General features: G+C 63.3%; 24 protein-coding genes. 8 read left to right on the top strand and 16 right to left on the bottom strand.

All coding sequences use genetic code 11. The features are described 5' to 3' along the window. Nucleotides 1-111: 111 nt before the first annotated feature. From KBY77_RS00270 to KBY77_RS00280, 3 genes are all read right to left on the bottom strand, one after another. Nucleotides 112-453, bottom strand: coding sequence for a ribulose bisphosphate carboxylase small subunit (locus tag KBY77_RS00270; RefSeq protein WP_094513225.1), 342 nt, complete (start codon nt 451-453; stop codon nt 112-114). Between the two features lie 92 nt (nt 454-545). Continuing rightward, a complete protein-coding gene (locus KBY77_RS00275) occupies nt 546-1958 on the bottom strand; it encodes a form I ribulose bisphosphate carboxylase large subunit (protein ID WP_094554451.1) in 1413 nt (470 codons plus the stop codon). A 70-nt stretch (nt 1959-2028) separates the two neighbouring features. Continuing rightward, a complete protein-coding gene (locus tag KBY77_RS00280) occupies nt 2029-2340 on the bottom strand; it encodes a BMC domain-containing protein (protein ID WP_035828781.1) in 312 nt (103 codons plus the stop codon). A 273-nt stretch (nt 2341-2613) separates the two neighbouring features. Here KBY77_RS00280 and KBY77_RS00285 point away from each other — a divergent pair, with 273 nt between their 5' ends. The 3 genes from KBY77_RS00285 (at nt 2614) to bchL (ending at nt 6670) form a co-directional block, all read left to right on the top strand. Beyond that, nucleotides 2614-3867 carry a ferredoxin:protochlorophyllide reductase (ATP-dependent) subunit N gene (locus KBY77_RS00285; RefSeq protein WP_255101630.1) on the top strand — a complete coding sequence of 418 codons (1254 nt, stop codon included), beginning with the start codon at nt 2614-2616 and terminating at the stop codon, nt 3865-3867. Next, a complete protein-coding gene (locus tag KBY77_RS00290; protein WP_255101631.1) occupies nt 3858-5462 on the top strand; it encodes a ferredoxin:protochlorophyllide reductase (ATP-dependent) subunit B in 1605 nt (534 codons plus the stop codon). Before KBY77_RS00285 ends, KBY77_RS00290 begins: the two co-directional genes overlap by 10 nt. A 281-nt stretch (nt 5463-5743) precedes the next feature. Beyond that, nucleotides 5744-6670: a ferredoxin:protochlorophyllide reductase (ATP-dependent) iron-sulfur ATP-binding protein gene (gene bchL, locus KBY77_RS00295; RefSeq protein ID WP_255101632.1), complete on the top strand. Its 927-nt coding sequence runs from the start codon at nt 5744-5746 to the stop codon at nt 6668-6670. Between the two features lie 26 nt (nt 6671-6696). On the opposite strand, the gene KBY77_RS00300 is transcribed toward bchL, so the two are convergent. The 5 genes from KBY77_RS00300 to psaM form a co-directional block, all read right to left on the bottom strand. After that, the gene (locus tag KBY77_RS00300; protein ID WP_255101633.1) at nt 6697-7584 is read right to left on the bottom strand and encodes a hypothetical protein; all 888 of its coding nucleotides are present in this window, start codon (nt 7582-7584) and stop codon (nt 6697-6699) included. A gap of 4 nt (nt 7585-7588) precedes the next feature. Further along, on the bottom strand, nt 7589-8098 hold the full coding sequence (locus tag KBY77_RS00305) for a hypothetical protein (protein WP_255101634.1): 510 nt from the start codon (nt 8096-8098) through the stop codon (nt 7589-7591). Nucleotides 8099-8114: 16 nt separating this feature from the next. Further along, entirely contained in the window at nt 8115-9056 is a 942-nt protein-coding gene (locus tag KBY77_RS00310; protein ID WP_255102038.1) for a protochlorophyllide reductase, read from the bottom strand. 444 nt (nt 9057-9500) lie between these two features. Further along, on the bottom strand, nt 9501-9809 hold the full coding sequence (locus KBY77_RS00315; RefSeq protein ID WP_255101635.1) for a hypothetical protein: 309 nt from the start codon (nt 9807-9809) through the stop codon (nt 9501-9503). A 259-nt stretch (nt 9810-10068) separates the two neighbouring features. Further along, nucleotides 10069-10173: a photosystem I reaction center subunit XII gene (gene psaM, locus KBY77_RS00320; RefSeq protein ID WP_255101636.1), complete on the bottom strand. Its 105-nt coding sequence runs from the start codon at nt 10171-10173 to the stop codon at nt 10069-10071. An 89-nt stretch (nt 10174-10262) separates the two neighbouring features. Here psaM and KBY77_RS00325 point away from each other — a divergent pair, with 89 nt between their 5' ends. Beyond that, nucleotides 10263-10754, top strand: a complete 492-nt coding sequence (locus tag KBY77_RS00325) for a CRR6 family NdhI maturation factor (protein ID WP_255101637.1) — start codon at nt 10263-10265, stop codon at nt 10752-10754. Here KBY77_RS00325 and KBY77_RS00330 read toward each other — a convergent pair. Continuing rightward, nucleotides 10735-11535: a sulfite exporter TauE/SafE family protein gene (locus KBY77_RS00330; protein ID WP_255101638.1), complete on the bottom strand. Its 801-nt coding sequence runs from the start codon at nt 11533-11535 to the stop codon at nt 10735-10737. The genes KBY77_RS00325 and KBY77_RS00330 overlap by 20 nt on opposite strands. Here KBY77_RS00330 and KBY77_RS00335 point away from each other — a divergent pair. Continuing rightward, nucleotides 11523-12284, top strand: a complete 762-nt coding sequence (locus KBY77_RS00335; RefSeq protein WP_255101639.1) for a lipoyl protein ligase domain-containing protein — start codon at nt 11523-11525, stop codon at nt 12282-12284. The two genes, KBY77_RS00330 and KBY77_RS00335, sit on opposite strands and share 13 nt — an antisense overlap. Nucleotides 12285-12305: 21 nt before the next feature. On the opposite strand, the gene KBY77_RS00340 is transcribed toward KBY77_RS00335, so the two are convergent. Then, entirely contained in the window at nt 12306-13532 is a 1227-nt protein-coding gene (locus tag KBY77_RS00340) for a site-2 protease family protein (RefSeq protein WP_255101640.1), read from the bottom strand. Between the two features lie 79 nt (nt 13533-13611). Between KBY77_RS00340 and KBY77_RS00345 the strand changes: the two genes are divergently transcribed. Continuing rightward, entirely contained in the window at nt 13612-14274 is a 663-nt protein-coding gene (locus KBY77_RS00345; RefSeq protein ID WP_255101641.1) for a phosphoribosylanthranilate isomerase, read from the top strand. 2 nt (nt 14275-14276) lie between these two features. Here the strand turns inward: KBY77_RS00345 and folE are convergent, their stop codons facing one another. The 6 genes from folE to KBY77_RS00375 form a co-directional block, all read right to left on the bottom strand. Then, the gene (folE, locus tag KBY77_RS00350) at nt 14277-15020 is read right to left on the bottom strand and encodes a GTP cyclohydrolase I (RefSeq protein WP_255101642.1); all 744 of its coding nucleotides are present in this window, start codon (nt 15018-15020) and stop codon (nt 14277-14279) included. A 7-nt stretch (nt 15021-15027) separates the two neighbouring features. Continuing rightward, on the bottom strand, nt 15028-15738 hold the full coding sequence (locus tag KBY77_RS00355; protein WP_255101643.1) for an SDR family oxidoreductase: 711 nt from the start codon (nt 15736-15738) through the stop codon (nt 15028-15030). A 24-nt stretch (nt 15739-15762) separates the two neighbouring features. Next, nucleotides 15763-16752 carry an acetyl-CoA carboxylase carboxyltransferase subunit alpha gene (locus tag KBY77_RS00360; protein WP_255101644.1) on the bottom strand — a complete coding sequence of 330 codons (990 nt, stop codon included), beginning with the start codon at nt 16750-16752 and terminating at the stop codon, nt 15763-15765. A gap of 78 nt (nt 16753-16830) precedes the next feature. Then, nucleotides 16831-17877 carry a long-chain acyl-[acyl-carrier-protein] reductase gene (locus tag KBY77_RS00365; protein ID WP_255101645.1) on the bottom strand — a complete coding sequence of 349 codons (1047 nt, stop codon included), beginning with the start codon at nt 17875-17877 and terminating at the stop codon, nt 16831-16833. Nucleotides 17878-17967: 90 nt separating this feature from the next. Next, on the bottom strand, nt 17968-18729 hold the full coding sequence (locus KBY77_RS00370; RefSeq protein WP_255101646.1) for an aldehyde oxygenase (deformylating): 762 nt from the start codon (nt 18727-18729) through the stop codon (nt 17968-17970). Nucleotides 18730-18787: 58 nt separating this feature from the next. Beyond that, the gene (locus KBY77_RS00375) at nt 18788-19582 is read right to left on the bottom strand and encodes a creatininase family protein (RefSeq protein ID WP_255101647.1); all 795 of its coding nucleotides are present in this window, start codon (nt 19580-19582) and stop codon (nt 18788-18790) included. A 52-nt stretch (nt 19583-19634) separates the two neighbouring features. Here KBY77_RS00375 and KBY77_RS00380 point away from each other — a divergent pair, with 52 nt between their 5' ends. Continuing rightward, a complete protein-coding gene (locus KBY77_RS00380; RefSeq protein WP_255101648.1) occupies nt 19635-20927 on the top strand; it encodes a S1 RNA-binding domain-containing protein in 1293 nt (430 codons plus the stop codon). Then, nucleotides 20924-21823 (top strand): Tab2/Atab2 family RNA-binding protein, encoded by a 900-nt coding sequence (locus KBY77_RS00385; RefSeq protein WP_255101649.1) that lies wholly within the window; start codon nt 20924-20926, stop codon nt 21821-21823. Before KBY77_RS00380 ends, KBY77_RS00385 begins: the two co-directional genes overlap by 4 nt. Nucleotides 21824-21834 lie beyond the last annotated feature (11 nt).

Genomic DNA, 21834 nt, shown 5'->3' on the forward strand with positions numbered 1-21834 from the left:
TGTGAAGGGAGGACCCAATGCCTGCCGTTCACAAGCCCCTCGCGAGCTGTCGGAAGAATGAATATTGAGGGCAGCAGGTTCCGGGTTTAGGCCGGAACCTGCTGCAGTTGATCAGCGTGCTTCGAAGACCACGAAGCAGGACCCCTGACTCTGGGTGTAGGCGTCGTAGCCGACCAGACGGACGTGATGGTCGGGGTAGGCGCGGTGGCAGGCCTCGAGCTCACTGACGATCACGCCCAGGTCCTTCTCACCGAAGAAAGGCAGTTTCCAGTACGACCAATAGGTCGCCATCGAACGGCTGGGGTGAACGTGCTCGACAAGCGGGCTCCATCCCTGGGCAATGATGTAAGCAATCTGATCGTAGATCTCGTCCTGGGACATCGGCGGGAGGAAGCCGAAGGTCTCCAGGGTGGCGACTGTTTGGTAGTCACCCACGGTGCTCTTGAAGGGCATGGGGATCCTTGTGGGGAATCAGGTGAATGCAGGCAAACCGGATGTGACCGCAGGGAGGGAAAAACTCCCTCCCCGCAGGTCAACAGCCCCGATCAGTTGACGTCAAGTTTGTCGACGGTGTCGAACTCGAACTTGATTTCCTTCCAGGTCTCGAGCGCGATGGCGAGCTCGGGGCTGTGTTTCGCGGCTTCCATGAGGATGTCGCGGCTCTCCTTCTCGATCTCACGACCGGCGTTACGGGCCTTGACGCAGGCTTCGAGGGCCACACGGTTGGCGGCGGCGCCAGCGGCGGAACCCCAGGGGTGACCGTGTGTGCCACCACCGAATTGCAGCACGGAGTCGTCACCGAAGATCGCCACCAGCGCGGGCATGTGCCACACGTGGATGCCGCCGGAGGCCACAGCGAAGACGCCGGGCATGGAGCCCCAATCCTGGTCGAAGAAGTTGCCGCGGCTGCGGTCTTCGGGGACGAAGGATTCACGCAGTTGGTCGATGAAGCCGAGGGTGGTCTGGCGATCACCTTCGAGTTTGCCCACCACGGTGCCGGTGTGCAGCTGGTCGCCACCGGAGAGGCGCAGACACTTGGCCAACACTCGGAAGTGGATGCCGTGCTTGGGGTGACGGTCGATCACCGCGTGCATGGCACGGTGAATGTGCAGCAGCATGCCGTTCTTGCGGCACCACTTCGACAGACCGGTATTGGCCGTGAAGCCACCGGTGATGTAGTCGTGCATGATGATGGGCTGGCCCAGTTCTTTGGCGAACTCGGCACGCTCATACATCTCCTCGGGAGTGGCGGCGGTGCAGTTGAGGTAGTGCCCCTTCTTCTCGCCGGTTTCTTCCTGGGCCAGCTGTACGGCTTCGGCCACGAACTCGAAGCGGTTCTGCCAGCGCTGAAAGGGCTGGGAGTTGATGTTTTCGTCGTCCTTGGTGAAATCGAGACCACCACGGAGGCATTCGTACACCACCCGGCCGTAGTTCTTGCCGGAGAGGCCGAGCTTCGGCTTGATCGTGCAACCCAGCAGCGGACGGCCGTACTTGTTCATCCGGTCGCGCTCGACACAGATTCCGTTCGGCGGGCCGGGGCAGGTCTTGATGAAGGCCATCGGGAAGCGGATGTCTTCCAGACGGAGGTGACGCAGGGCCTTGAAGCCGAATACGTTGCCCACCAGGGAGGTGAGCACGTTGGTGATCGAGCCTTCCTCGAACAGATCGAGCGGGTAGGCGATGAAGGCGTAGAACGACTCCTTGTCACCAGGAACGTCTTCAATTCGATAGCAACGGCCCTTGTAGAAGTCGAGGTCGGTGAGGAGCTCGGACCACACTGTGGACCAGGTGCCGGTTGAGGATTCGGCAGCCACGGCAGCGGCCACTTCTTCCTTGGGAACGCCTTCCTGACCAGTGACCTTGAAACAGGCCAGCAGGTCAGTGTCGAGGGGAACGTAGTCGGGAGTCCAGTATGTGTCCCTGTACTCCTTTACCCCAGCGTCGTACTTCTTGCTCATGGGGAAAATCTCCTTGTAGGTCGGGTGGGAAAGATGAGAGTGCTGCGCTCCATCAGGGGCGCGTCAGACCTCAGTCCTTGGAACCCAGACCGAAGTTGCTGTTCAGGGCCGGCTCGACTTCACGATGGGGGCGGGCGATGATGTGGGCAGCAACGAGGCCGTCACCCACGCGCTCACAGGCATCGGCACCGGCACGCACAGCCGCATTCACGGCCCCGGTCTCACCGCGGACGAGAACGGTCACGTAGCCGCCACCCACGAACTCACGGCCGATCAGACGCACTTCGGCGGCCTTGGTCATGGCGTCGGCCGCTTCGATTGCCGGCACGAGGCCGCGCGTCTCGATCATGCCGAGGGCGATGCCCATGGTTTCATTCGCCATTGCCTACTCCGGAAAAGGGGGGGAGGTTCGCTTAGGACCATGCTCGGCTGCATACCCCCCCGTCAAGCGATTCGGGTGCTTTGAACGATCACGGTGCCTGGGGCGGTTGATAAGCCCTGCTCATGCTCGGACGCTGGCCATTAAGACGTGTAACGAGGAGCCGTTGGCGGACTGCCGGGGACTTGATTTGCTGCTGATCCCGAAGACTTGTCAACAGCTGACGTTTTCAGCGGCCAGGGTGGCTAGTCCGTAATGGATCACCGGTTCTTGCCCATGGCCCTGACGTCCAGCCTCCCACCCGTGCTGCGCGAAAGCGGACAGCGGGAGGTGTTCTGCGGCCTCACCTCGATCGTGTGGCTTCACAGGCGCATGCCCGATGCCTTCTTTCTGGTGGTGGGCTCGCGCACCTGTGCCCACCTGATCCAGTCGGCTGCAGGGGTGATGATCTTTGCGGAACCCCGTTTCGGCACCGCGATCCTTGGAGAGCGCGACCTGGCAGGCCTGGCGGACGCCAATGAGGAACTCGACAGGCTGGTGGGCGATCTGCTGGCCAGGCGGCCCGAGATCCGCACCCTCTTCCTGGTGGGTTCCTGCCCCTCGGAGGTGATCAAGCTTGACCTGGCCAAGGCTGCCGAACGCATCAACACCCGCATGCAGGGGCGGGTGCGGGTGGTGAATTATTCCGGCAGCGGCATCGAAACCACGTTCACCCAGGGGGAGGACGGTGCCCTGACCTCCCTTGTCCCCCTCCTGCCCAGCAGTCCTGAGCCCCAGCTGCTGATTGTCGGCACCCTTGCCGACGGGGTGGAGGAGCGTTTCCTCTCCCTGTTTGCGCGCATGGGCCTCGAGGCGGTTCGCACACTGCCCCCCCGCCAGTCGACCGACCTGCCGCCGGTGGGCCCCGGCACACGCCTGCTGCTGGCCCAGCCCTTTGTGGCCGACACTGTGCGCGCCCTGGAGCGCCGCGGTGCCCAGCGGATCGCTGCCCCCTACCCTCTCGGTGTTGAGGGGAGTTGCGCCTGGATGGCGGCGGCGGCGGCGGCCTTCGGCATCGATCCCGAACGGGTGGCTGCGGTGCTCGACCCCCTGGCCGAGCGGGGTCGGCGTGCCCTGGAACCACTGCGACGCAAACTCGAAGGCAAACGCCTCTTCCTGTTGCCAGATTCCCAGCTGGAAATCCCCCTGGCCCGTTTCCTGCATCGGGAGTGCGGTATGGAGCTGGTGGAGGTGGGCACCCCCTACCTCGACCGCCAGCTGATGGCCGAGGAACTGCCCCTGCTGCCCGAGGGTACCCAGCTCAGTGAAGGCCAGGATGTGGAGAAGCAGCTGGAACGAGTACGTGCCAGCCGCCCCGATCTGGTGGTCTGCGGCATGGGTCTGGCCAATCCACTAGAAGCGGAAGGCTTCGCAACCAAGTGGTCGATCGAGCTGGTCTTCAGCCCGATTCACGGCTGTGACCAGGCCGCTGATCTGGCTGAACTGTTCGCCCGTCCCCTCAATCGCCGGGAGTTGCTGCAATGGAACTGACCCTCTGGACCTACGAAGGCCCCCCCCATGTGGGAGCCATGCGCATCGCCGCCTCGATGGAGGGGGTGCACTACGTGCTGCATGCCCCCCAGGGCGACACCTACGCCGATCTGCTGTTCACGATGATCGAGCGGCGTGATCGCCGACCTCCTGTCACCTACACCACCTTCCAGGCCAGGGATCTGGGCGGTGATACGGCCGAGCTGGTGAAGCGCTCGATCCAGCAGGCGGTGGACCGGTTCAAGCCGGAGGCGCTGCTGGTGGGGGAAAGCTGCACGGCCGAGCTGATCCAGGACCAGCCTGGCTCCCTCGCCTGTGGCATGGATCTGGGGGTGCCGGTGGTAAGCCTGGAGTTGCCCGCGTACTCGAAGAAAGAGAACTGGGGGGCGGCTGAAACCCTTTACCAGCTCTGCCGCGGACTGCTCAAAAGCCAGGTTCCTGCTCCCGGGACGGCCAGGCCCGGGTCCGGGCGCTGGAAGGACGAGAATCGCCGACCTCGGGTCAATCTGCTGGGTCCGAGCCTGCTGGGCTTCCGCTGCCGCGACGATGTGCGTGAACTGCGCGGCCTTCTGGCTGATCACGGCATCGATGTGAATGTGGTGGCTCCCCTGGGAGCCAGGCCGGCCGACCTGATTCGCCTGCCCCAGGCTGACGCCAACCTCTGCCTCTATCCAGAGGTGGCCGGTCCACTGTGCAGCTGGCTGGAGCGCAACTTCGGCACCCCGGTGGTGCGCACCGTTCCGATTGGGATCGGTGCCACGGCCCAGTTCCTTCGCGAGCTATGCACTCTGCTGGAACTGGAGCCGCCGGAACTGCGGGAGGCTGACCAGCGCTCCAGATTGCCCTGGTATTCGAAATCGGTGGATTCCACCTATCTCACCGGCAAGCGGGTGTTCATTTTCGCCGATGCCACCCATGCGATCGCAGCCGCCCGGATTGCCTCGCGGGAGCTGGGCTTCACGGTGGTGGGGCTGGGCAGCTACAGCCGCGAACAGGCCCGTGAGGTGCGGGCCGCCGCCAAGGAACTGGGCCTGGAGGCCCTGATTTCCGACGACTATCTGGAAGTGGAGCAGGCGATGGCTCATGCGGCTCCTGAGCTGGTGCTCGGTACCCAGATGGAGCGCCACAGCGCCAAGCGTCTGGGGATTCCCTGCGCCGTGATCAGTGCCCCGCTGCACGTGCAGGATGTGCCCGCCCGTTATGCCCCCCAGATGGGATGGGAGGGGGCCAATGTCATTTTTGATTCCTGGGTGCACCCCCTGATGATGGGCCTTGAGGAACATCTGATCGGCATGTTCCGCCACGATTTCGAATTTGTTGATGGTCATCTCAGCCATCTCGGGGGTGCTTCCGCCCCCGCTGCCCAGACTATGGCCGCCCCTGTCGACGAGGTTGCTGAAGTGACACCTCTATCAGCCACTCCTGAGGGAGGAGCCCTGCGCTGGACAGCCTCCGGTGAAGCAGAACTCTCCCGTATTCCCTTTTTCGTGCGGGGCAAAGTGCGACGCAACACCGAGGCCTATGCCAACGAACGTGGCGTGGCGGAGATCACGGAGGAAACGCTCTATGAAGCCAAGGCCCATTTCAGCCGCTGAGAGCAGCAACCGTTGATCGCTGAAGCCAGTGCAATCTCCCCACGAATGAGACAGCCTGGCCATCGGTCAAAGATCTAGGTCTTTATACCTATACCGCTCGGCGCAACCTGGGCTGTCCGAGTCTTTGCCGAGAGCCAGGTAGCAGGGATTCACACTGCTTGAGTGAGGATTCCAAGATCCTGATCATCATGATGTTTCGGTTTGAGCCAGACCCGGCATCTGCCTACCTGGCTGCTCTTTGATAAGGGCACTGCCGATGTCGACTCGGCCAAGGAAGTGTTATGACCACCACTCTGCCACCCAAGCAGACAACAGCTCCGGCCAAGGCTGCCGCCAAGAGCCATGAAGACGGCGAGGGCAGCCTCCAGGTCCATCAGGATGCCTCCATGCACATTGAGGAAGGCGCCTTGGTGATTGCCGTCTATGGCAAGGGGGGGATTGGCAAGTCCACTACCTCATCCAACCTTTCGGCGGCGTTCTCCAAGCTGGGCAAGCGGGTGCTTCAGATCGGTTGCGATCCCAAGCACGACAGCACCTTCACCCTGACCAAGAAGATGGTGCCCACGGTGATCGATATCCTCGAGACTGTTGATTTCCACACCGAGGAACTCCGACCCGAAGACTTCGTGTTCGAGGGCTTCAATGGCGTGATGTGCGTGGAATCCGGCGGTCCGCCCGCGGGCACTGGATGCGGTGGCTATGTCACCGGCCAGACAGTGAAGCTGCTCAAGGAGCACCATCTACTCGAGGACACTGATGTGGTGATCTTCGATGTGCTGGGCGATGTGGTCTGCGGGGGGTTTGCCGCGCCGCTGCAGCATGCCGACTACTGCCTGATCGTTACCGCCAATGATTTTGATTCAATCTTTGCGATGAATCGGATCATGCAGGCGATCAATGCCAAGGCCAAGAATTACAAGGTGCGGTTGGGCGGTGTCATCGCCAACCGTTCGGAAGACACCGATCAGATCGACAAGTTCAACGAGCGCACCGGCCTGCGCACCATGGCCCACTTCAAAACCGTGGATGCGATCCGCCGCTCCCGCCTGAAGAAGTGCACAATCTTCGAGATGGAGCCGAGCCCCGAGGTTGAAGCTGTTCAGCAGGAGTATCTCAGCCTGGCGCAGAAGATGCTCAGCGATGTGGAGCCACTTGAGGCCGAATCCCTCAAGGATCGTGATATTTTCGATCTTCTCGGGTTCGACTGATCCTCTGAAAAGCGCCTGAGCCTGGTTCAGATCTCGGCGGCGGCCCGCTCCACCAGGCGGCGGGCCACAGCCTGGACCCCAGTGTGGGCATATGTATCGGTGAAGGCATCCAGGAAGACCGCCAGCTGATCCATACGTCCCTGCCAGGGACCCAAGGTGGTTTCCAGAGCCTGGACGGCTCGCTGACCACTGAGCCCCAGTTGGGAGACGAGTCCGTCAGCCCAGCCGACCCATTGCTCAACGCCCCGTCGCAGGAAGCCCAGGTGGGCCTGATCGTTGCGCCCGGGCATCAAGCCTGCCATCCGCCGGTAGGCGGGGAGCTGACGCAACTGGATTGCACTCGCTTGCCCGAGCAGTCCATCAAGCCGCTGCAGCGCCTGATCTCCCAGCGGCAGCAGACCGTCGAAGGTGACAAGGGCCGCCATGCGCAGTCGTGCCTCCGATCCGTAGTCGGCCAGGGCGGCAGCAAAGTCAGCGAAACTGTCGCCGGGAAGGCCATTCACCTGGGTGAAGGCCAGCAGTTCGGCCGACACCTTCAGTCCCAGGTCCACCGCCTGCAGTGTGTCCCCCGGTGGCGTGAGGTCCGCAATGCGTTTGAGCAGGGGCACGCCGGCGCTCACACCAGCAAGCACGCGTAAGCCAGCCGTGGCGTGCTGGGAGCGGTTCACAGCGTCGTAGACGCTCAGGGCCCGGCCATACCCTTCATGCCGCGCCCGGCTGAGTTGATCAGCCCGGGCTCGCACCTGGGCGATCAAGGCAGCATCGTTGCTGCCGATCACCGACTCGATCAAGGCTTCAGCACTGGTGATGTTGCTCCAGCCACCAGGCACAAGCAGGCTCAGGCCCTGGAGCGAGAGCACAGTGAGACCCCGGCGCGGCAGGCGCTCCAGACGGGAGAGAACAGGGGTGCCCATGACCTCAGGAGCGGGGGAGGGGTGAGGATCCGAGGGCGGCAAGTCCCTGGAGATCAAAGTTTTCAAGGACACCGTGGCGATGGGCGGCATCAAGGGAGCTTCCATGCTCGATCACCTTCACCTGAAAGCGATCTGCCACCAACAGCGCACTTGCATGAGGCCCCTGTTCGACCAACGGCCACCCCTTCAGTCTTTCCTCTGCTTGCTCGAACTTTGCTCGGGCTTCTGGTGCGGTGATCGTGTCGGAGATGGCCAGAAGGGCAATCACCTGGTCGCCCTGTTTAAGACGCGCTTCGCTGAACCCCCGCTTTTCCTGCGACATCGTCACCCGCAATTCGGGATTCGATCGGGGAAAGAGCCGGTTGAAGCGGGAGCCGTTCACCACCTGCTGCAACGGCACATCGGCGACCGTTCCACCGGGCAACCAGTCGGCGAAAGGCAGAAGCAGCACCCCGCCCACCAGCAAGCCAGCGGCCAGCAGCAGAGCGACAACCCAGCGAAGCGGACGGGGCATCACCATCACATTCACCTCAGAGGAGACCGACGAGTTTCATGGACAGATCCCACGTCTTAGCAGCGGTTTCGGGATCGCTGGCCTTCTCCGACAGTTCCTGGATGAACTGTTGACCATTGGCCTTCTGGCGATTGCCCCAGCTCCAGTGCGCACCCGACACGGCGAAGGCCGGATCGGCCACCACCTGAGCCACCCGTTCACCGGCCAGTTCCTGACTCACATAACCGCCGGTGATGTTCTTCTGGAACCAGGGGAAGATGGTTTGGAAGGCCTTCGGGGTGTTTCGAAACAGGGGCGTATCGGCGACGCAGCCGGGGTAGAGCGAGCTGAAGATGATGCCGGTGGAGTCGTGCAGTCGGCGGTGCAGCTCCTGGGTGGTGATCATGTTGCAGAGCTTGCTGTCCTTGTAGGCCTTGCCAGGTTTGAAGACCTTGCCATTGGCCATGCTGATGGGCGCCATGAAGCCCGCCTCGAAGCCCGAAAGGTCGCCCAGGTCGGCGGGGGCCGGGATCGGAATCTTGCCGCCCAGCTCCTTGGAGTTGGCCGTGACGGTTCCCAGAATCACCAGTCGCCGCGAAGGATGGCTTGACTTCTTCAGGTCGTCGAGCAGGGCGTGGATCAGCAGGAAATGCCCGAAATGGTTGGTGGCCATCGAGATCTCGTAGCCCTGGGGCGAACGCTCGGGTTGCTTCAGCCGTGGCTTGTACACGGCGGCGTTGCATACCAGCGCGTCGAGGCTGCGACCGGTGGCGTGGAACGCATCCACGAGACGACGCACACTCTCGAGATCACCCAGATCCACCTGCAGGTGGGTGAGTGAGCTCTCGGGGATCTCCAGGGAATGGGCCGCCGCTCTGGCCTTGGCAAGATCCCGGCAGGCCATCACCACGTGCCAGCCACGCTGGGCCATGGCTTTGGCGGCGTATAGGCCCACCCCGGAGGAAGCTCCGGTGATCATCACAGTTCCGCTCTGGCCACCGCTGCCCGTGCCAGGGCTGGAGGAGGTGGACGGGGTGGGTGAACTGAAAGCAGACGCCATCGGGGCGCGTCGGTTCGGGGGGCCTCAACCTACGGACAAGGCCAGCTGCCAGCGCCGAGTGCGGGGCGAAGTTCAACACAAGGTCACGTTCAACCCAGGAAGCCACGATGCCCCCCGTCGTGATGCTTGCTGCAGAACCTCAAGTTGCTTGAAGTCTGGTTGCCTCAAGCCATGGGGTATCAAGACATGCAGTTTGAACAGGCGCGCAGTCAGAAGCGGTGCAGTTTGCTGATGGGCTGCTTTTGGTCGCTATAGCTCAGCCGAACATCACTGGAACCACGGCCTGGAGAGGCTGTCTCCGCAGAGGATTGAGTCTCAACATCATCAGCACTGGCTTCAACAACTTGGTATGAACAGCTGAATTCAGGGCTGAACCTGGGCCGGCAGTGGCTGGGTGCTGATCAAGGGTCTGCCTGATGGAGCCATGCCAGGCCTGGCTTCGGCTGGTTCATTCCAGACAACCCGCAGTCGGTTGGGAGCGATCCACTGATCCTGTTCGCGGATCAACTGTTGCTCACCAGTGGTGACGAAGAGTTGATCGAAACGCTTCTGAGCCTTCTGTAATTTGGCTTTCTCGATCTGAAGGATTGCACTCAGTTCATCGTGCTGGTTTAACCGCTGCTGGTAGGCAGCAGCTAAATGGACCAGGCTGAGGCCCGCCAAGAGAGTCACACCCAGCTTGACGCTGAGGCCAATGACGCTGCAAAGCAATTCCTGCCGATCGGTCGATCCCTGATGAATTGCAACCACAGTCGCTGCACTGACGGGTTGTGCGGCGGCGGGCCGGGATGCTGGCCGTCGCCCGGATGCCCTCTGACGCCTCGGGGTGGATACGGGCCTGAGCTGCTGCGCGGCGGACAAGGGGGGGAAGGAGAAGATCTTGCCCGCTTCTAGCAGTTCAGGCCAGACCTGCCAAGGGCGAGCCCTCGATTCAGGCCCGGTAAAGGCTGACGCAGAGACGAATCGCCAGAACGCCGGCGTGTGCGGCGACCACCAGAGCGACCAGAACCTCTGCCTGGGTGAGTGTTGTGACCATGGACGACGAAGGGGTACAGGTGTCGCCACCATTGTTCGGCTCCCTTCTGCCCGGTGTCACAGGATGGCATCGTGCTGTCACAGCTCTTGATGGCCCAACCTCCTTCCAGCCTTTCTGTTGCCGCCGAGAGCGTCCGCTCTCTTGATCTTTCGCCGCTGCAACCCTGGGGCGCGTGTGCTCCAGCTGATCTACTCGCCTGTGCTGGAGCTTTGGGCCTCGACTTTGACTGGCCCCTTCAGCCAGGCGATCCACGCGAGCTCTCAGAACTGCCTGAACTGCGCCTGTGGAGCCTGAGGGCCGATGCGCTTCACCCCTGGCTACCGCTTGTTCTCGACCGCAGCAGCGGCCAGCTTTGCCGCCATGTGGCCATGCTTCTGCCCCATCGCTTCAGCCGCCATGAGGGGATCCGTTTTGCACCGGAGAGCCTCGAGCTCTGGATCACCCACCGTTTCTTCCTGCTGGATCACTGGAGCAATGAGCGTGGCCTGAATTGCCGTCAGGGGCTCGCTCAGATGGCTGCGGTGCTGGGTTTCGAGCTCGATCCCAGCTTCTGGGAGTCGATCAGCCGATCAGCAGGCTGAAGGCCCGCCGGCCGCTGTCGAGAGCCAACAGGCCAGTGAGCCCTCGCAGCAGCTGAACCAGGAGGGTCTCTGGAACTCTCTCCAGTCGTGCCGCAGACCAACTTGCCGCCACTGATGCCGATCCCCCCAGGATGAAGGCGATGGCCCCCTGGGCCTTCGCACCGATCAGGAAGGTCACCGACGCCGCCGACGCGGAGCACAACACGGCCAGGGTGCTCAGGCGGATGGATTCACGCACGGGCAATCGCAGGCACCTGATCATGAGGGGAACCATCAGCAGGCCGCCACCCACCCCCAGCAGCCCTCCGGCAAGGCCGGCGACGCTGCCCACCAGTGCCAGAGCCGGCAGCGGCGTCGGTCCTGGAGATGGTTCCGTCTCATAGTCCTGGCGAGGGGAGATCGTCAGAGTCAGGGTCAAGTACATCAGGGTCTGCAGGCCCAGCAGTTGCCAGCCGCTGAGCAGTCCCCCCAGTCGGCTGAACAGCAGCCCGCTCAGGGCGGCACTCAGGCCGATGGTCAGGCCCATCGCAGGCATCACCCGACCCTGGCGCAGATGCACCCAGGTTCCCCCCAGGGTGGTGGGGACGATCGCCAGGGTGCTGGTGGCCAGGGCCTGATGGGGCGCTAGGCCCACCATCAGCAGCATCGGTGAGAACACCAGACCGCCACCGATGCCCAGCAGACCCGAGAGCAGCCCAGCCACCACACCGAGGGGCACCAGCACCAGCAGATCGCTGTGCATGATCGGGATTGATTGGCGGCCGTACGGTGGCACCAGCATCCTCTGCTGATACCCCTTTCCCGTCAAGCTGGCGCTGGATCCCCCCCCTCTGCCTGCGCGGCGACTGGCAGATGGCCATCGACGACTGGTTGCTGGATCAGCTGCCGCTCAAGCCAGGGCAGGGAGTCGTGCGCCTCTACACCTGGAGCACGCCGACTCTGTCGCTCGGCCACCACCAGAAGGCCATCGACCCTGCCTGGAGAACCGCGACACGACAAGGCCGCCTAGCCCTGGTGCGCCGGCCCAGCGGCGGTGGAGCCGTGCTCCATGCCGGCTGCCTCACCTATGCCCTGCTCTGGCCCAATCCTCCCCGCCAGCGCAAGCAGGCTTACGGCCTGGTAGCCGTCTGGCTGGCGCAGGCTTTGGCTCGCCTGGGGCTGGACCTCAGCCCAGGCCAGGACGAGACCACGGCGCCGGCCTCCAACTGTTTCGCCAGCAGCACCGCCGCTGATCTGGTGGGCATCGATCGCCAGAAGCGGGTGGGCAGTGCCCAGCTCTGGCGCAAGCGCCAGTTGCTGCAGCACGGCAGCGTGCTGGTCGACCCTCCGGTTGCCCTGTGGCAGGAGTTGTTCGGGTCGCCCCTTGAGGCTCCAGCCACAGCTCCAGGGCTGTCTGAGGCTGCTTTGGAGCGTGAGCTGCGGCTTGCGGCGATCAGGAATCTGGGGGGAGGACCGCTGCTGGTTGAGCCACTGAGGCCAGCGGAATGGGCGGCAGTCGATCGCCGCCGCCACAGGTTTCGCCTGTCCTGAGGAACGGCCAGAGCATGAGGGTCAACCATCGCCGCTCTCGGCGATCCCCCGCGCCACCTGGGCCAGGGCAAGCCCAAGTGGGTAGGTGCCCTGGCGCCTGGCGGCCTCCAGCAATGGCGGCGGCAGCCGCAGCCCCAGGCGGGCCAGCACCACTTCAGAGAGTTCCGGACGCTCCAGGGTGCCGGATGGCAGGCCAGCCGAACCCAGCACCAGCAGTCGATCGACACCTGGCTCGTCCAGCTGCAGGGCGGCCTGCCAGAGCGGCGCATCGTGCTGGATGCTCGGGAGGGTGTTGAGGGGTTGAATGTGGTCCAGCACCCGCTCCTGATCCCAACGCTGAACAGGCAGATTCTGCAGGGGGTCATCGCCGATCACGCCTTTCCAGCGCCCCCGCTCACAGACGAGAACCCAGTCGGGATTGCCATCGCTGTCATCCCGCCGCATCCGAGAAAGCTCGCGTAGCGGCGCATCGCCCTCCAGGACCCGAAACCGGCGGCGGGAGGCCTCACTGACCTTGAGATCCTTCAGGGCCTTCTGCAGGGCCAGCAGCTGGATCTGGTTTCTGGAAGCGCCCAGCCCGAACCACCCGAGCATGATCAGCCAGAAGGCCCCAAGCCCGCCACCCCGCAGCAGCAGGAGCGTGCCCATGCCCACTGCCATCAGCGAGAGGAAGCGGCCCATGGCGGCAGCCACCTGCACGCCGCGCCGTTGACTGCCAGTCCACTGCCAGACCAGCGCCTTGACGATCAATCCTCCGTCCAGTGGCAAGCCGGGGAGCAGGTTGAACAGGGCCAGTACCAGGTTGAGGGTGCCGAGCTGGCTGACCATTTCACCCAGCAACGGTGAGACATGGGCCACGGCATGGCTGCCACCGAGGAAAAGACCGGCCAGCAGCAGGCTGACCAGGGGGCCGGCTGCAGCCACCTGCAGGGCTGCCATCGCTGTGCTGCATTCCTTCTCGACACTGGCCACCCCGCCTAGCAGGAACAGGGTGATGCTGCGCACTTTCACCCCATGGGCGATCGCCACCAGGGAGTGGCCCAGCTCATGCAGCAGCACAGAAACAAACAACAGCAGCGCTGTTCCCAGTGCCAGCAGCCAGAGGCTGGCACTGGAGGCCTGTCCCGCCAGCTGAATGCCGTATTGCTGCTCAAAGCCCAGGGTGGCTAGCAGCAGGATCACGAACCAACTGGGGTGGACGCGCAGCGGGATGCCGCCGATCTTGAGGAGCTGCCAACCTTCACCCACCTGGTTCCGTCCTGCCGATGCCCAGGCAGATCCTGGGCGGTGTTGATCCGATCCTAGAAAGAGTGCCTCCGACCTTCCTGTGCTGACTCCCCCCCTGTTGAAGATCTGCGGCCTGCGCCAACCGGCCCAGGCCCAGGCGGTGGCCGAGCTGGGGGTGGATGCCGTGGGGGTGATTGCGGTGCCCTCTTCCCCGCGCTGGCTGGCTCCGGATCAGCGACTGTTGCTGTTCCAGGCGATGGCCGCCGGCCGCCCAGACTGCCGAGGGGTGCTGGTGCTGGCGGATCCAGGTGACGAGCTGATCGTGCAGATGGATTCCGCCCATGGCCACCAGGTGCTGCAACTGCATGGGCAGGAGTCCCCCGCTCGCTGCCGGGAATTGGCCGCAAAAACTGGCTGCACGATCTGGAAAGCCCTGCGAGTTCGTAGGCCAGAGGATCTCGATCGGGTGGAGGAGTATCGAGACGCGGTGGAAGCGGTACTGCTGGACGCCTGGGTTCCGGATCAACTGGGAGGCAGCGGCCAGCAGATCCCTACTGCTTGGCTCAAGGGCTTCCAACCATGCCTGCCCTGGTGGTTGGCCGGTGGTGTGGGACCAGCCAACGCGGCTGATTTAATGGCAAATTTCAACCCCTGCGGACTCGATGTATCCAGTGCTGTCGAACGCTCTCCCGGCGAGAAAGATCTCGATCTGGTGCGCGCTTTGGTGCAGCTGGTGAAAGGCGAAGCCTCGGGGAAGAAATGAACTCAGGTGCTGAGCAACGCTTGCTGTTGCTTCACCAGTTCAAAGAATTCCTGTTTGAGACTGGGGTCGTGGCGGAAATCACCCCGTACCACTGAATTGACCATGCTGGTCTGAGGTTCTTTGACCCCACGCCACTTCATGCAGTAGTGCTGGGCTTTGACCAGGATTGCCAAACCCTGGGGCTTGCACAGACGTTCGATTTCATCCGCGAGGATCATCACAGCTTCCTCCTGGATGTGTGGACGGGAAAAGACCCAATCCGCCACCCTGGTGAACTTGGAAAGGCCGATGACCCTATCGCCAGGCTTGATCCCGATCCAGCAGTTGCCCAGGATCGGCACCAGATGGTGGGAGCAGGCCGAGCGGACACTGATCGGCCCAACAGTATAGATCTCGTCAAGATGTTTGACGTTGGGAAAGCTGGCGATCTTCGGTTGTTTGTGGTAACGACCCTTGAAGACCTCGTGGAGGTACATCCTGGCGACGCGCTCGGCAGTTTCCTCAGTGTTGTGATCGTTGTCGATGTCGATAACGAGGCTACGCAGCATCTCCCTGACCTTTCCGGCCACCTCGATCTCGAGCTGGTCGAGTTCGCCCTCGAGCAGATGATCAGAAATGTTGTCGTTGGCGAAGTAGGGGACGCCAGCCTGGTTCAGGCGCTCGCGAATGCGCGCGCTGATAGGTCCTGGTGCCACGTCGGGGGTGATCGAGTTGGAGCGAGTGGTGGAGGGGATGGTGGATGTCATGAAAGACTCAGAAAGCGCCGGAGGCGGGCATGAGGGTCAGGTCCTCCACCACCTGGGACGGAGGCTGCTGGGCAAGGAACAGCAAGGCTTCCGCGGCTTGATCGACATCAAGCATGGCACGGCGATCGAAGGAGCTGTGGACGGTTTTCGTCACCCAAAGAGGGGTGTCAACCGCGCCGAGAGTGAGGGTGGACACGCGAATGCCATGGCTGCGCTCCTCGGCGGCGAGGCAGCGACTGAAAGATTCCAACGCCGCTTTGGTAGTGCAATAGGCCCCCCATTCGGGGAACGCATTCCTGGCAGCATGGCTGCTCACGTTGATGATCAGGCTGGATTCTTGCTGACGTAATCCAGGCAGGACCGCCTGACAGACCTGGAAGACACTGGTGAGGTTGAGTTGAAGCAACCATTGCCATGCGCCCAGGTCCATCGTGGCCAGTTCACCGGTGTATGCGGCTCCGGCATTGTTGATCACCACCGTGGGCAGCAGTCCGCGGCCCAGCAGATCACCCAGGTGGACTGGAAGATTCTCGGAATCGGTGAGATCCGCCGACACCCATTCCACTCGTCGGCCGATGGCCCGTAGCGGGGCTGCGACGCTTTCGAGATCACCGCCGGAGCGTGCCAGGAGCAGAAGATCCCAGCCAGCAGCCGCGAAGCGGCTGGCAGCTGCAGCTCCGATGCCCCTGGAGGCACCGGTGATCAATACGGAAGCCAAGCTGGTCGTGTGTCGAATCGAACCTTAAGGGGTTGCGCCGGATTCCGTGGCCTCTGGATCCAGGATCCGGCCCATGCGCCGGAACTTGGCATAACGCTGCTCCAGCAGGTCGGCTTCGCTGAGCTGACCCAGCTCGTGCAGGCCCTGCACCAGGGCAACACGCAGGGTCTCGGCAGCCTGGAGCGGTGCCCAGTGGTTACCACCGGAGGGTTCGCTCAGCACTGTGTCGACAACCCCCAACTGCAGCAGATCGTCAGCGGTGATGCGCAGGGCGGCGGCGGCGGCCGGGGCCTGGGCCGCATCCCGCCAGAGGATCGAGGCGCAGGCTTCAGGACTGGCCACGGTGTAGACGCTGTGCTCAAACATCAGCAGACGGTCGGCCACACCAATGCCAAGGGCGCCGCCGGAGCCACCTTCACCGATCACTGTGGCGATCACCGGAACCCGGAGGCGGAACATCTCGCGCAGATTCACAGCGATCGCCTCGCCCTGCCCCTGCTCTTCGGCGAGCACGCCGGCATAGGCGCCAGGGGTGTCAATGAAGCAGAGGATCGGCAAGCGGAAGCGATCGGCATGCTCCATCAGGCGCAGAGCCTTGCGGTAACCACCCGGGGAGGCCATGCCGAAGTTTCTGGCCACATTTTCCTTGGTGTCGCGGCCTTTCTGGTGGCCGATCAGGACCACCCCCTGCTCACCGATGCGGCCGATGCCGCCCACCAGGGCCTGGTCATCGGAGCCTCGGCGATCTCCGTGCAGCTCAAACCATTCATCGGTGATCACCTGGATGTAATCCAGGGTGCTCGGCCTCTGGGGGTGGCGAGCCACCTGGATCTTCTGAGCGGGTGTGAGGGACTGAAAGATCTCCACCCGGCGGCGGGCCGCCAGGGTTTCCAGCTGCAGCAGTTGCTGACTGACATCCACTTCCGAATCCCTGGCAAGCTGGCGGATCTGATCAATCTGATCCTCCAGTTCCACCAATGGTTTTTCGAAGTCGAGCAATGGGCGTCGGGCCATGGCGTGGGAAGGGGAATGGCTCTGGTGGAATCAGTGCTGGCTTATGGGGAGCATCGCCAGCTGATGTGTGATGACCGTTCAGACAGCCGCGAGCTGTGGGAGCTGAACCTGATTCAGGCCGATCGAACGGAAACCATGACGAAGGGACGCTGCCCCGATCAGCTCCATGTTCGCCAGGGTGATGTTGTTGCGGCCCCAGCTGAAATTAGTGTGAATACCCTCGAACTCCAGCAGCATGGCTTCTGCGAAACAGGCAAATAGCTGACGCCTGGGGTTTTCCATCTCCGCCATCTCCATCATCTGCCAGCCGATGTCCTGCCAGAACTCAACGATGCCCCCCTTGATGACGTGCACGTTGGCTCCAGCCACCTTGCTGTCGAGATTCTTGGGATAGCCGCCATCGATCATCAGGCAGGGTGACTTGAGGCTGGCCGGATCGATGCTCAGGCTCTGCGGCAGGCTGGCCACCCAAACCACCACATCCGCTTCTGGCAGGGCCTCTTCAAGGCTGAGGATGCGGCCGCCGCCAAGTTCGGTCTGCAGATCAAGCAAAGGCTGGGGTTGGCGTGCCACCAGCAGCAGCTCACCGACACCCGTTTTCTGACTGAGCCAGCGGCAAACGGCACTGCCAATGTCGCCTGTAGCCCCTACCACGACCACCTTGGCGAGGCTCAGGTCGATGCCTAGAGCCGGTGCGTTCGTTTCCACCTGCTGGGCAATAACCCAGGCGGTATGGGTGTTGCCGGTGGTGAAGCGCTCCCACTCCAGAGCGGTGCTTCGGATCTGCTGGTTCTTGAGCAGGTTGAAGTTCTCGAAGATGATCGAGGTGAATCCACCCAGGGCAGTGATGTCAATCCCACTCTTCTGGGCCAGTTCCATCGCGCTGAGCACTTTGCGCCGGGCTGTCTTGAACCGGCTGAGCATCTCAGGCACGAACACCGAATCGATGTAGGCACCCTCGATGGTTTTGCCAGTGAGGCTGGTAACGCTGAAAGTCTCCACAAGCTGAGGTGGAGCAACACACCACAGGTCGAGGTCACCGTCGGCGTATTCGGGAAATCCCAACTCCAGGGCCTTGCTCCGAGCCTGCTCAAGGCTGGTTGAGTGGCCGATCAGACCGAACATGCAGCTGTTGAGGGGGGCGGATGGATGCGGCTGTGGCCGACAACACATCCTGCCATGGCTGAAGTGGCTGGAAGAGCTCCTCGAGAGGCTTCAGCCCAGCAGCGCGGCGGTGGCCATGCGGGCGATCTCCCTTGTGGTGAAGCCGATATCGGTGAGAGCTTCCTGGTAAGAGGTCATGAAGTCGGCCATCAGATCCTCCTGGTCCATCTGCAGCACCGCGGCGTCGCCGGCCACCTGCTCCAGCATCTTGCGCACCAGTGGCAGGTTGACCCTGTTGGCCTGCTCGAGTTCTTCCCGGGAGGACTCGAGGTTGGCCTTCAGCCATTCCTGACCGTAGTTGAGATGAGTGTATTCGTCCTTGACCACACCTTCGGTGATCTTGCGGGCGAAGGGATCTGCAACGGGGATGTAGATGTGGTAGGCCGAGATGGCAAACGCTTCGATCAGGATTGCCTGGATCAGAAGACAGGTGACCACCTTGCCTTCGGCCAGGGCCGCCTGGAAGTTGCCATGCAGGGGTGAGAAGAACTCCTTGGCGAAGTCCATATCGGCAATGACCGACAGATTATTCGCGCAGGCCGTGAATCCCTTCTTGTGCTTGAGCTCCATGCGGGCCAGCCGCCCGAGCTCTTCAGCATGGTCGGGGATCAGGCTGCCGAGCGAAATGTAATTGTCGTGGGCTTCCTGCTCACCTTCGATCACAATTGCGTTGATTCGGCTGTAAGCGTCCTTGTAGATGCTGCTGCTGAAATCAGGCAATCCGAGAGCCTGCTCAGCGCTGGCGCAGAGAGCCGTGGCGGCGGCGGCTGTGGTGGGAGCGGTTGCAGCGATGGTGCTCTCGAGGCTGGACATGGCGTCGCCGGCAAGGGGATCAGTGTCAGCGACTGTAACCAGGCCTGACGGAATCGGTTCAAGGGTGCGGTGGCCAGTCACTGGTGAGCAGATCCTTGAGCAGCGTGACCCAGCCCTCCACAAGGGCTCTGTACAGCGCTTCGCCCAAGGCTGCATCAGCGCCACGGGCATCTCCCACTACCCCGCTGGCAGAGAGATCGGCGGTCAGCCAAGCGGTGGGTACAGCGCCCTCAAGGCTCCAGCCCGCTGGCGGGGCCGGATCGGGTTGACCCTCCCGGGGCCGTTCATGCCCCACCAGTTCCGGGGCCAGATGCAGCATCAGGCTTGTTTCGGCCAGGGCTGCATGCAATCCCTCGCTGCGTTCCGGCTCGGGCAGCAGTGCCGCCACCCCTGGCGGACCGCTCCAGAGGAAGCAAGGCATCACCGCCAGGCGGGGATGGGCAGCCCGCAGCTGCCGCGCCGCCACCTGCAACAGGGCGATCTGGCCGCCATGTGCGTTGAAGAGCACGAGGCGCTGAAACCCCGCCCGGGCCAGGTCGCCCCCGACGGCCATCACCACCTGGAGCATCACCTCCGCTGGCAGGCTGAGAGTGCCGGGGAAGGCTCCATGTTCGGGGGAAAAGCCCAGCTGGAACAGAGGCAGCCGCCAGATCGGCAGCTCAGCCGGCAATTTTTCGAGGACGGCCTGCAGCACCCGTTCGGCAAAGATCGCGTCGGTGCCCAGAGGCAGGTGCGGGCCGTGCTGCTCCACAGCTCCGAACGGCCAGATCACGGTGCTGCCCTGGCGGGCGGCCGCCTCCTGGGCCGCCATCCAACTGAGACCTTCCAGGGCGTGCTTGGCAGGTGCTCCCATCCTCTCCACGGGTCGATCCTTACAGTGTGGTGCTGTCAGATCACCCTGGGCCATGGCTGGATCGCAGCGTCCCGTTCCTCCCGCAGGCCCCCGCGTCAAGCCGGCGCCTTCCTCCCAGGTGGAGCCGCCGTTGCGCAAGCCTCCCCAGCTGATGTACCTCAGCCGCAAGGATGAGGAGGAGGACAAGACACCGCCGGCATCCAGCGAAGAGCAGGCTGGAGTGAAAGCGCCGCAGGGTGCCCCGTCTGCGGCCGCACCCCGGCCGGCTTCAGCTCCCCAGGTCGGAGCAGAGCGCGCCAGCGATGACGACCGCTTCGAGACTGCGAGCCTTGAAGGAATGACCATGGCCGACCTGATGGGGGCGGCTGATGGGCCTTCACGTCAGGCCCGGTCCAACCGCTCTGCCGGAGGTGCCCCCTCAGGCACCACCACCTCCCGGCCGACCCGCACCGTTGATGATTTCGACTTCGATGAGGACGCCTTTCTCGCTGCACTCGACGAGAACGAGCCGGTAGGCGCTACTGGTGATGTGGTCACCGGCACGGTGATCAGCGCTGAAAGCGACGGCGTTTACATCGACATCGGTGGCAAAGCACCGGGCTTCATGCCCAAGGCCGAAGCCGGCCTTGGGGTGATCGGCAATCTCAAGGAACGCTTTCCAAAGGGTCAGCCTGTGGAGGTGCTGGTCACCCGCGAGCAGAACGCCGATGGCATGGTCACGATCAGCGCCCGGGCCCTGGCCCTGCGCCAGAGCTGGGAGAAGTTGAAGCAACTGGAGGCCGCCGGCAAGGTGGTGCAGGTGAAGGTGACCGGCTTCAACCGAGGCGGCGTCACCTGCGACCTGGAGGGACTGAGGGGGTTCATTCCCCGCTCCCAGCTCCAGAACGGCGAGAACCACGAGCAGCTGGTCGGCACCTCTTTTGCCGTGGCCTTCCTGGAGGTGAATGCCGACACCCGCAAGTTGGTGCTCTCGGAGAAGCGGGCTGCCAGTGCCTCATTGCTGGCGGAGCTGGAAGTGGGTCAACTGGTGGACGGTCAGGTGGTGTCGGTCAAGCCGTATGGCATCTTCGTGGATCTCGGTGGGGTCAGTGGTCTGCTGCACCAGTCGTCCATCACTGGCGTTCATCTGCGCGACATCCGGGAGGTCTTCAGCCAGGGGGAGCGGCTCAAGGCACTGGTCACCCAGATCGATCCGTCCCGGGGCCGGATCGCCCTCAACACTGCCTTGCTCGAGACCCAACCCGGCGAGCTGCTCACGGCCAAGGAAACAGTAATGGCCGAGGCTGAGGACCGGGCCAACCGGGCGCGGCTGTTGATGCGTCAACAGGAGCAGGAGGCGGGATGAGTCAGGCCGCCCCTGCAGTGCCCGATGTCCAGCACACCCCCGACTGGGAAGTGGATTTCTTCTCCCGTCCGGTGCTTGATCCTGGCGGTAAGAAGCGCTGGGATCTGCTGATCACGGCCACCCCTGCCAGTGAGGGCAACCAGCCCCGCTTTCGCTGGGTGAAGAACTGTCCGGCCAATACGGTCAACTCGGTGTGGCTCCAGGGCGCGCTCAACGAGGCGCTGGCGGCGGCAGCTGAGCAGGGACTGGGGACCCCGCGGCGGCTGCGCTGCTGGCGGGCCACGATGCGCACCATGGTGCAGCGGGCCGCCGAGTCGATTGGCCTTGAGGTCATTCCAAGTCGGCGCTGTTACGCCCTGTCCGAATGGCTCAGTGAACGGGAACGGGACGTTTATCCCGCCGAGGAGGGGTACATGGCAGGCCCCCTGGCACCGCCGCCCCAGCCGATGCGTTCGCCCCCCCTGCCCCTGCCGGAGGCGGCCAGGGGGGATTCGTGGGCCTGGGCTTCCCTGCCCCTCGGTGCCCTGCGCGAAGCCTCCGAGTGGGAGATCGGCTTCGGAGGGTTGTTTCCCATACCCGCCGATCTTCCCGATGAACTGGTGGTCCCGGGCCTGCGCCTGTTCAGCCGCAGCCGCTCCCTGGCCATCGCCGGCTGGTTCGCAGGCCTTGAGCCTGCCCGTTTAGAGATGGAAGCAAACAACCTGGTGCTCGAAGCGGGCCTGGAAGACCGCTGGAGGCTGGCAGTCCTGGCTGAGCAGGAGGCGAAGGAGGTGGTCGAAGCTTTCACAGCGGCTCGCGAGGCCGCAGCTGGCCTGCAGTTCATCGCCGTGCAGAGCGATGTGGACTCAGGGCGTTTCGATGGTTTCTGGCTCCTGCGCGACATGCCCGACTTCTGAGACCCAACTCC

The organism is Synechococcus sp. Cruz-7E5, from assembly GCF_024345995.1.
In the GTDB taxonomy this organism is placed as follows: domain Bacteria; phylum Cyanobacteriota; class Cyanobacteriia; order PCC-6307; family Cyanobiaceae; genus Regnicoccus_A.

Bases quoted from the DNA above. Each gene is read 5' to 3' on its own strand.
- KBY77_RS00270 (WP_094513225.1), bottom strand. From the start codon at position 453: ATGCCCTTCAAGAGCACCGTGGGTGACTACCAAACAGTCGCCACCCTG.
- psaM (WP_255101636.1), bottom strand. From the start codon at position 10,173: ATGGTCACAACACTCACCCAGGCAGAGGTTCTGGTCGCTCTGGTGGTC.
- KBY77_RS00360 (WP_255101644.1), bottom strand. From the start codon at position 16,752: ATGGCCCGACGCCCATTGCTCGACTTCGAAAAACCATTGGTGGAACTG.
- KBY77_RS00300 (WP_255101633.1), bottom strand. From the start codon at position 7,584: ATGGGCACCCCTGTTCTCTCCCGTCTGGAGCGCCTGCCGCGCCGGGGT.
- KBY77_RS00370 (WP_255101646.1), bottom strand. From the start codon at position 18,729: ATGTCCAGCCTCGAGAGCACCATCGCTGCAACCGCTCCCACCACAGCC.
- KBY77_RS00330 (WP_255101638.1), bottom strand. From the start codon at position 11,535: ATGCTGGTGCCACCGTACGGCCGCCAATCAATCCCGATCATGCACAGC.
- KBY77_RS00375 (WP_255101647.1), bottom strand. From the start codon at position 19,582: ATGGGAGCACCTGCCAAGCACGCCCTGGAAGGTCTCAGTTGGATGGCG.
- KBY77_RS00325 (WP_255101637.1), top strand. From the start codon at position 10,263: ATGGCCCAACCTCCTTCCAGCCTTTCTGTTGCCGCCGAGAGCGTCCGC.
- KBY77_RS00285 (WP_255101630.1), top strand. From the start codon at position 2,614: ATGGCCCTGACGTCCAGCCTCCCACCCGTGCTGCGCGAAAGCGGACAG.
- bchL (WP_255101632.1), top strand. From the start codon at position 5,744: ATGACCACCACTCTGCCACCCAAGCAGACAACAGCTCCGGCCAAGGCT.
- KBY77_RS00305 (WP_255101634.1), bottom strand. From the start codon at position 8,098: ATGCCCCGTCCGCTTCGCTGGGTTGTCGCTCTGCTGCTGGCCGCTGGC.
- KBY77_RS00385 (WP_255101649.1), top strand. From the start codon at position 20,924: ATGAGTCAGGCCGCCCCTGCAGTGCCCGATGTCCAGCACACCCCCGAC.
- KBY77_RS00290 (WP_255101631.1), top strand. From the start codon at position 3,858: ATGGAACTGACCCTCTGGACCTACGAAGGCCCCCCCCATGTGGGAGCC.
- KBY77_RS00310 (WP_255102038.1), bottom strand. From the start codon at position 9,056: ATGATCACCGGAGCTTCCTCCGGGGTGGGCCTATACGCCGCCAAAGCC.
- KBY77_RS00380 (WP_255101648.1), top strand. From the start codon at position 19,635: ATGGCTGGATCGCAGCGTCCCGTTCCTCCCGCAGGCCCCCGCGTCAAG.
- KBY77_RS00275 (WP_094554451.1), bottom strand. From the start codon at position 1,958: ATGAGCAAGAAGTACGACGCTGGGGTAAAGGAGTACAGGGACACATAC.
- KBY77_RS00365 (WP_255101645.1), bottom strand. From the start codon at position 17,877: ATGTTCGGTCTGATCGGCCACTCAACCAGCCTTGAGCAGGCTCGGAGC.
- folE (WP_255101642.1), bottom strand. From the start codon at position 15,020: ATGACATCCACCATCCCCTCCACCACTCGCTCCAACTCGATCACCCCC.
- KBY77_RS00280 (WP_035828781.1), bottom strand. From the start codon at position 2,340: ATGGCGAATGAAACCATGGGCATCGCCCTCGGCATGATCGAGACGCGC.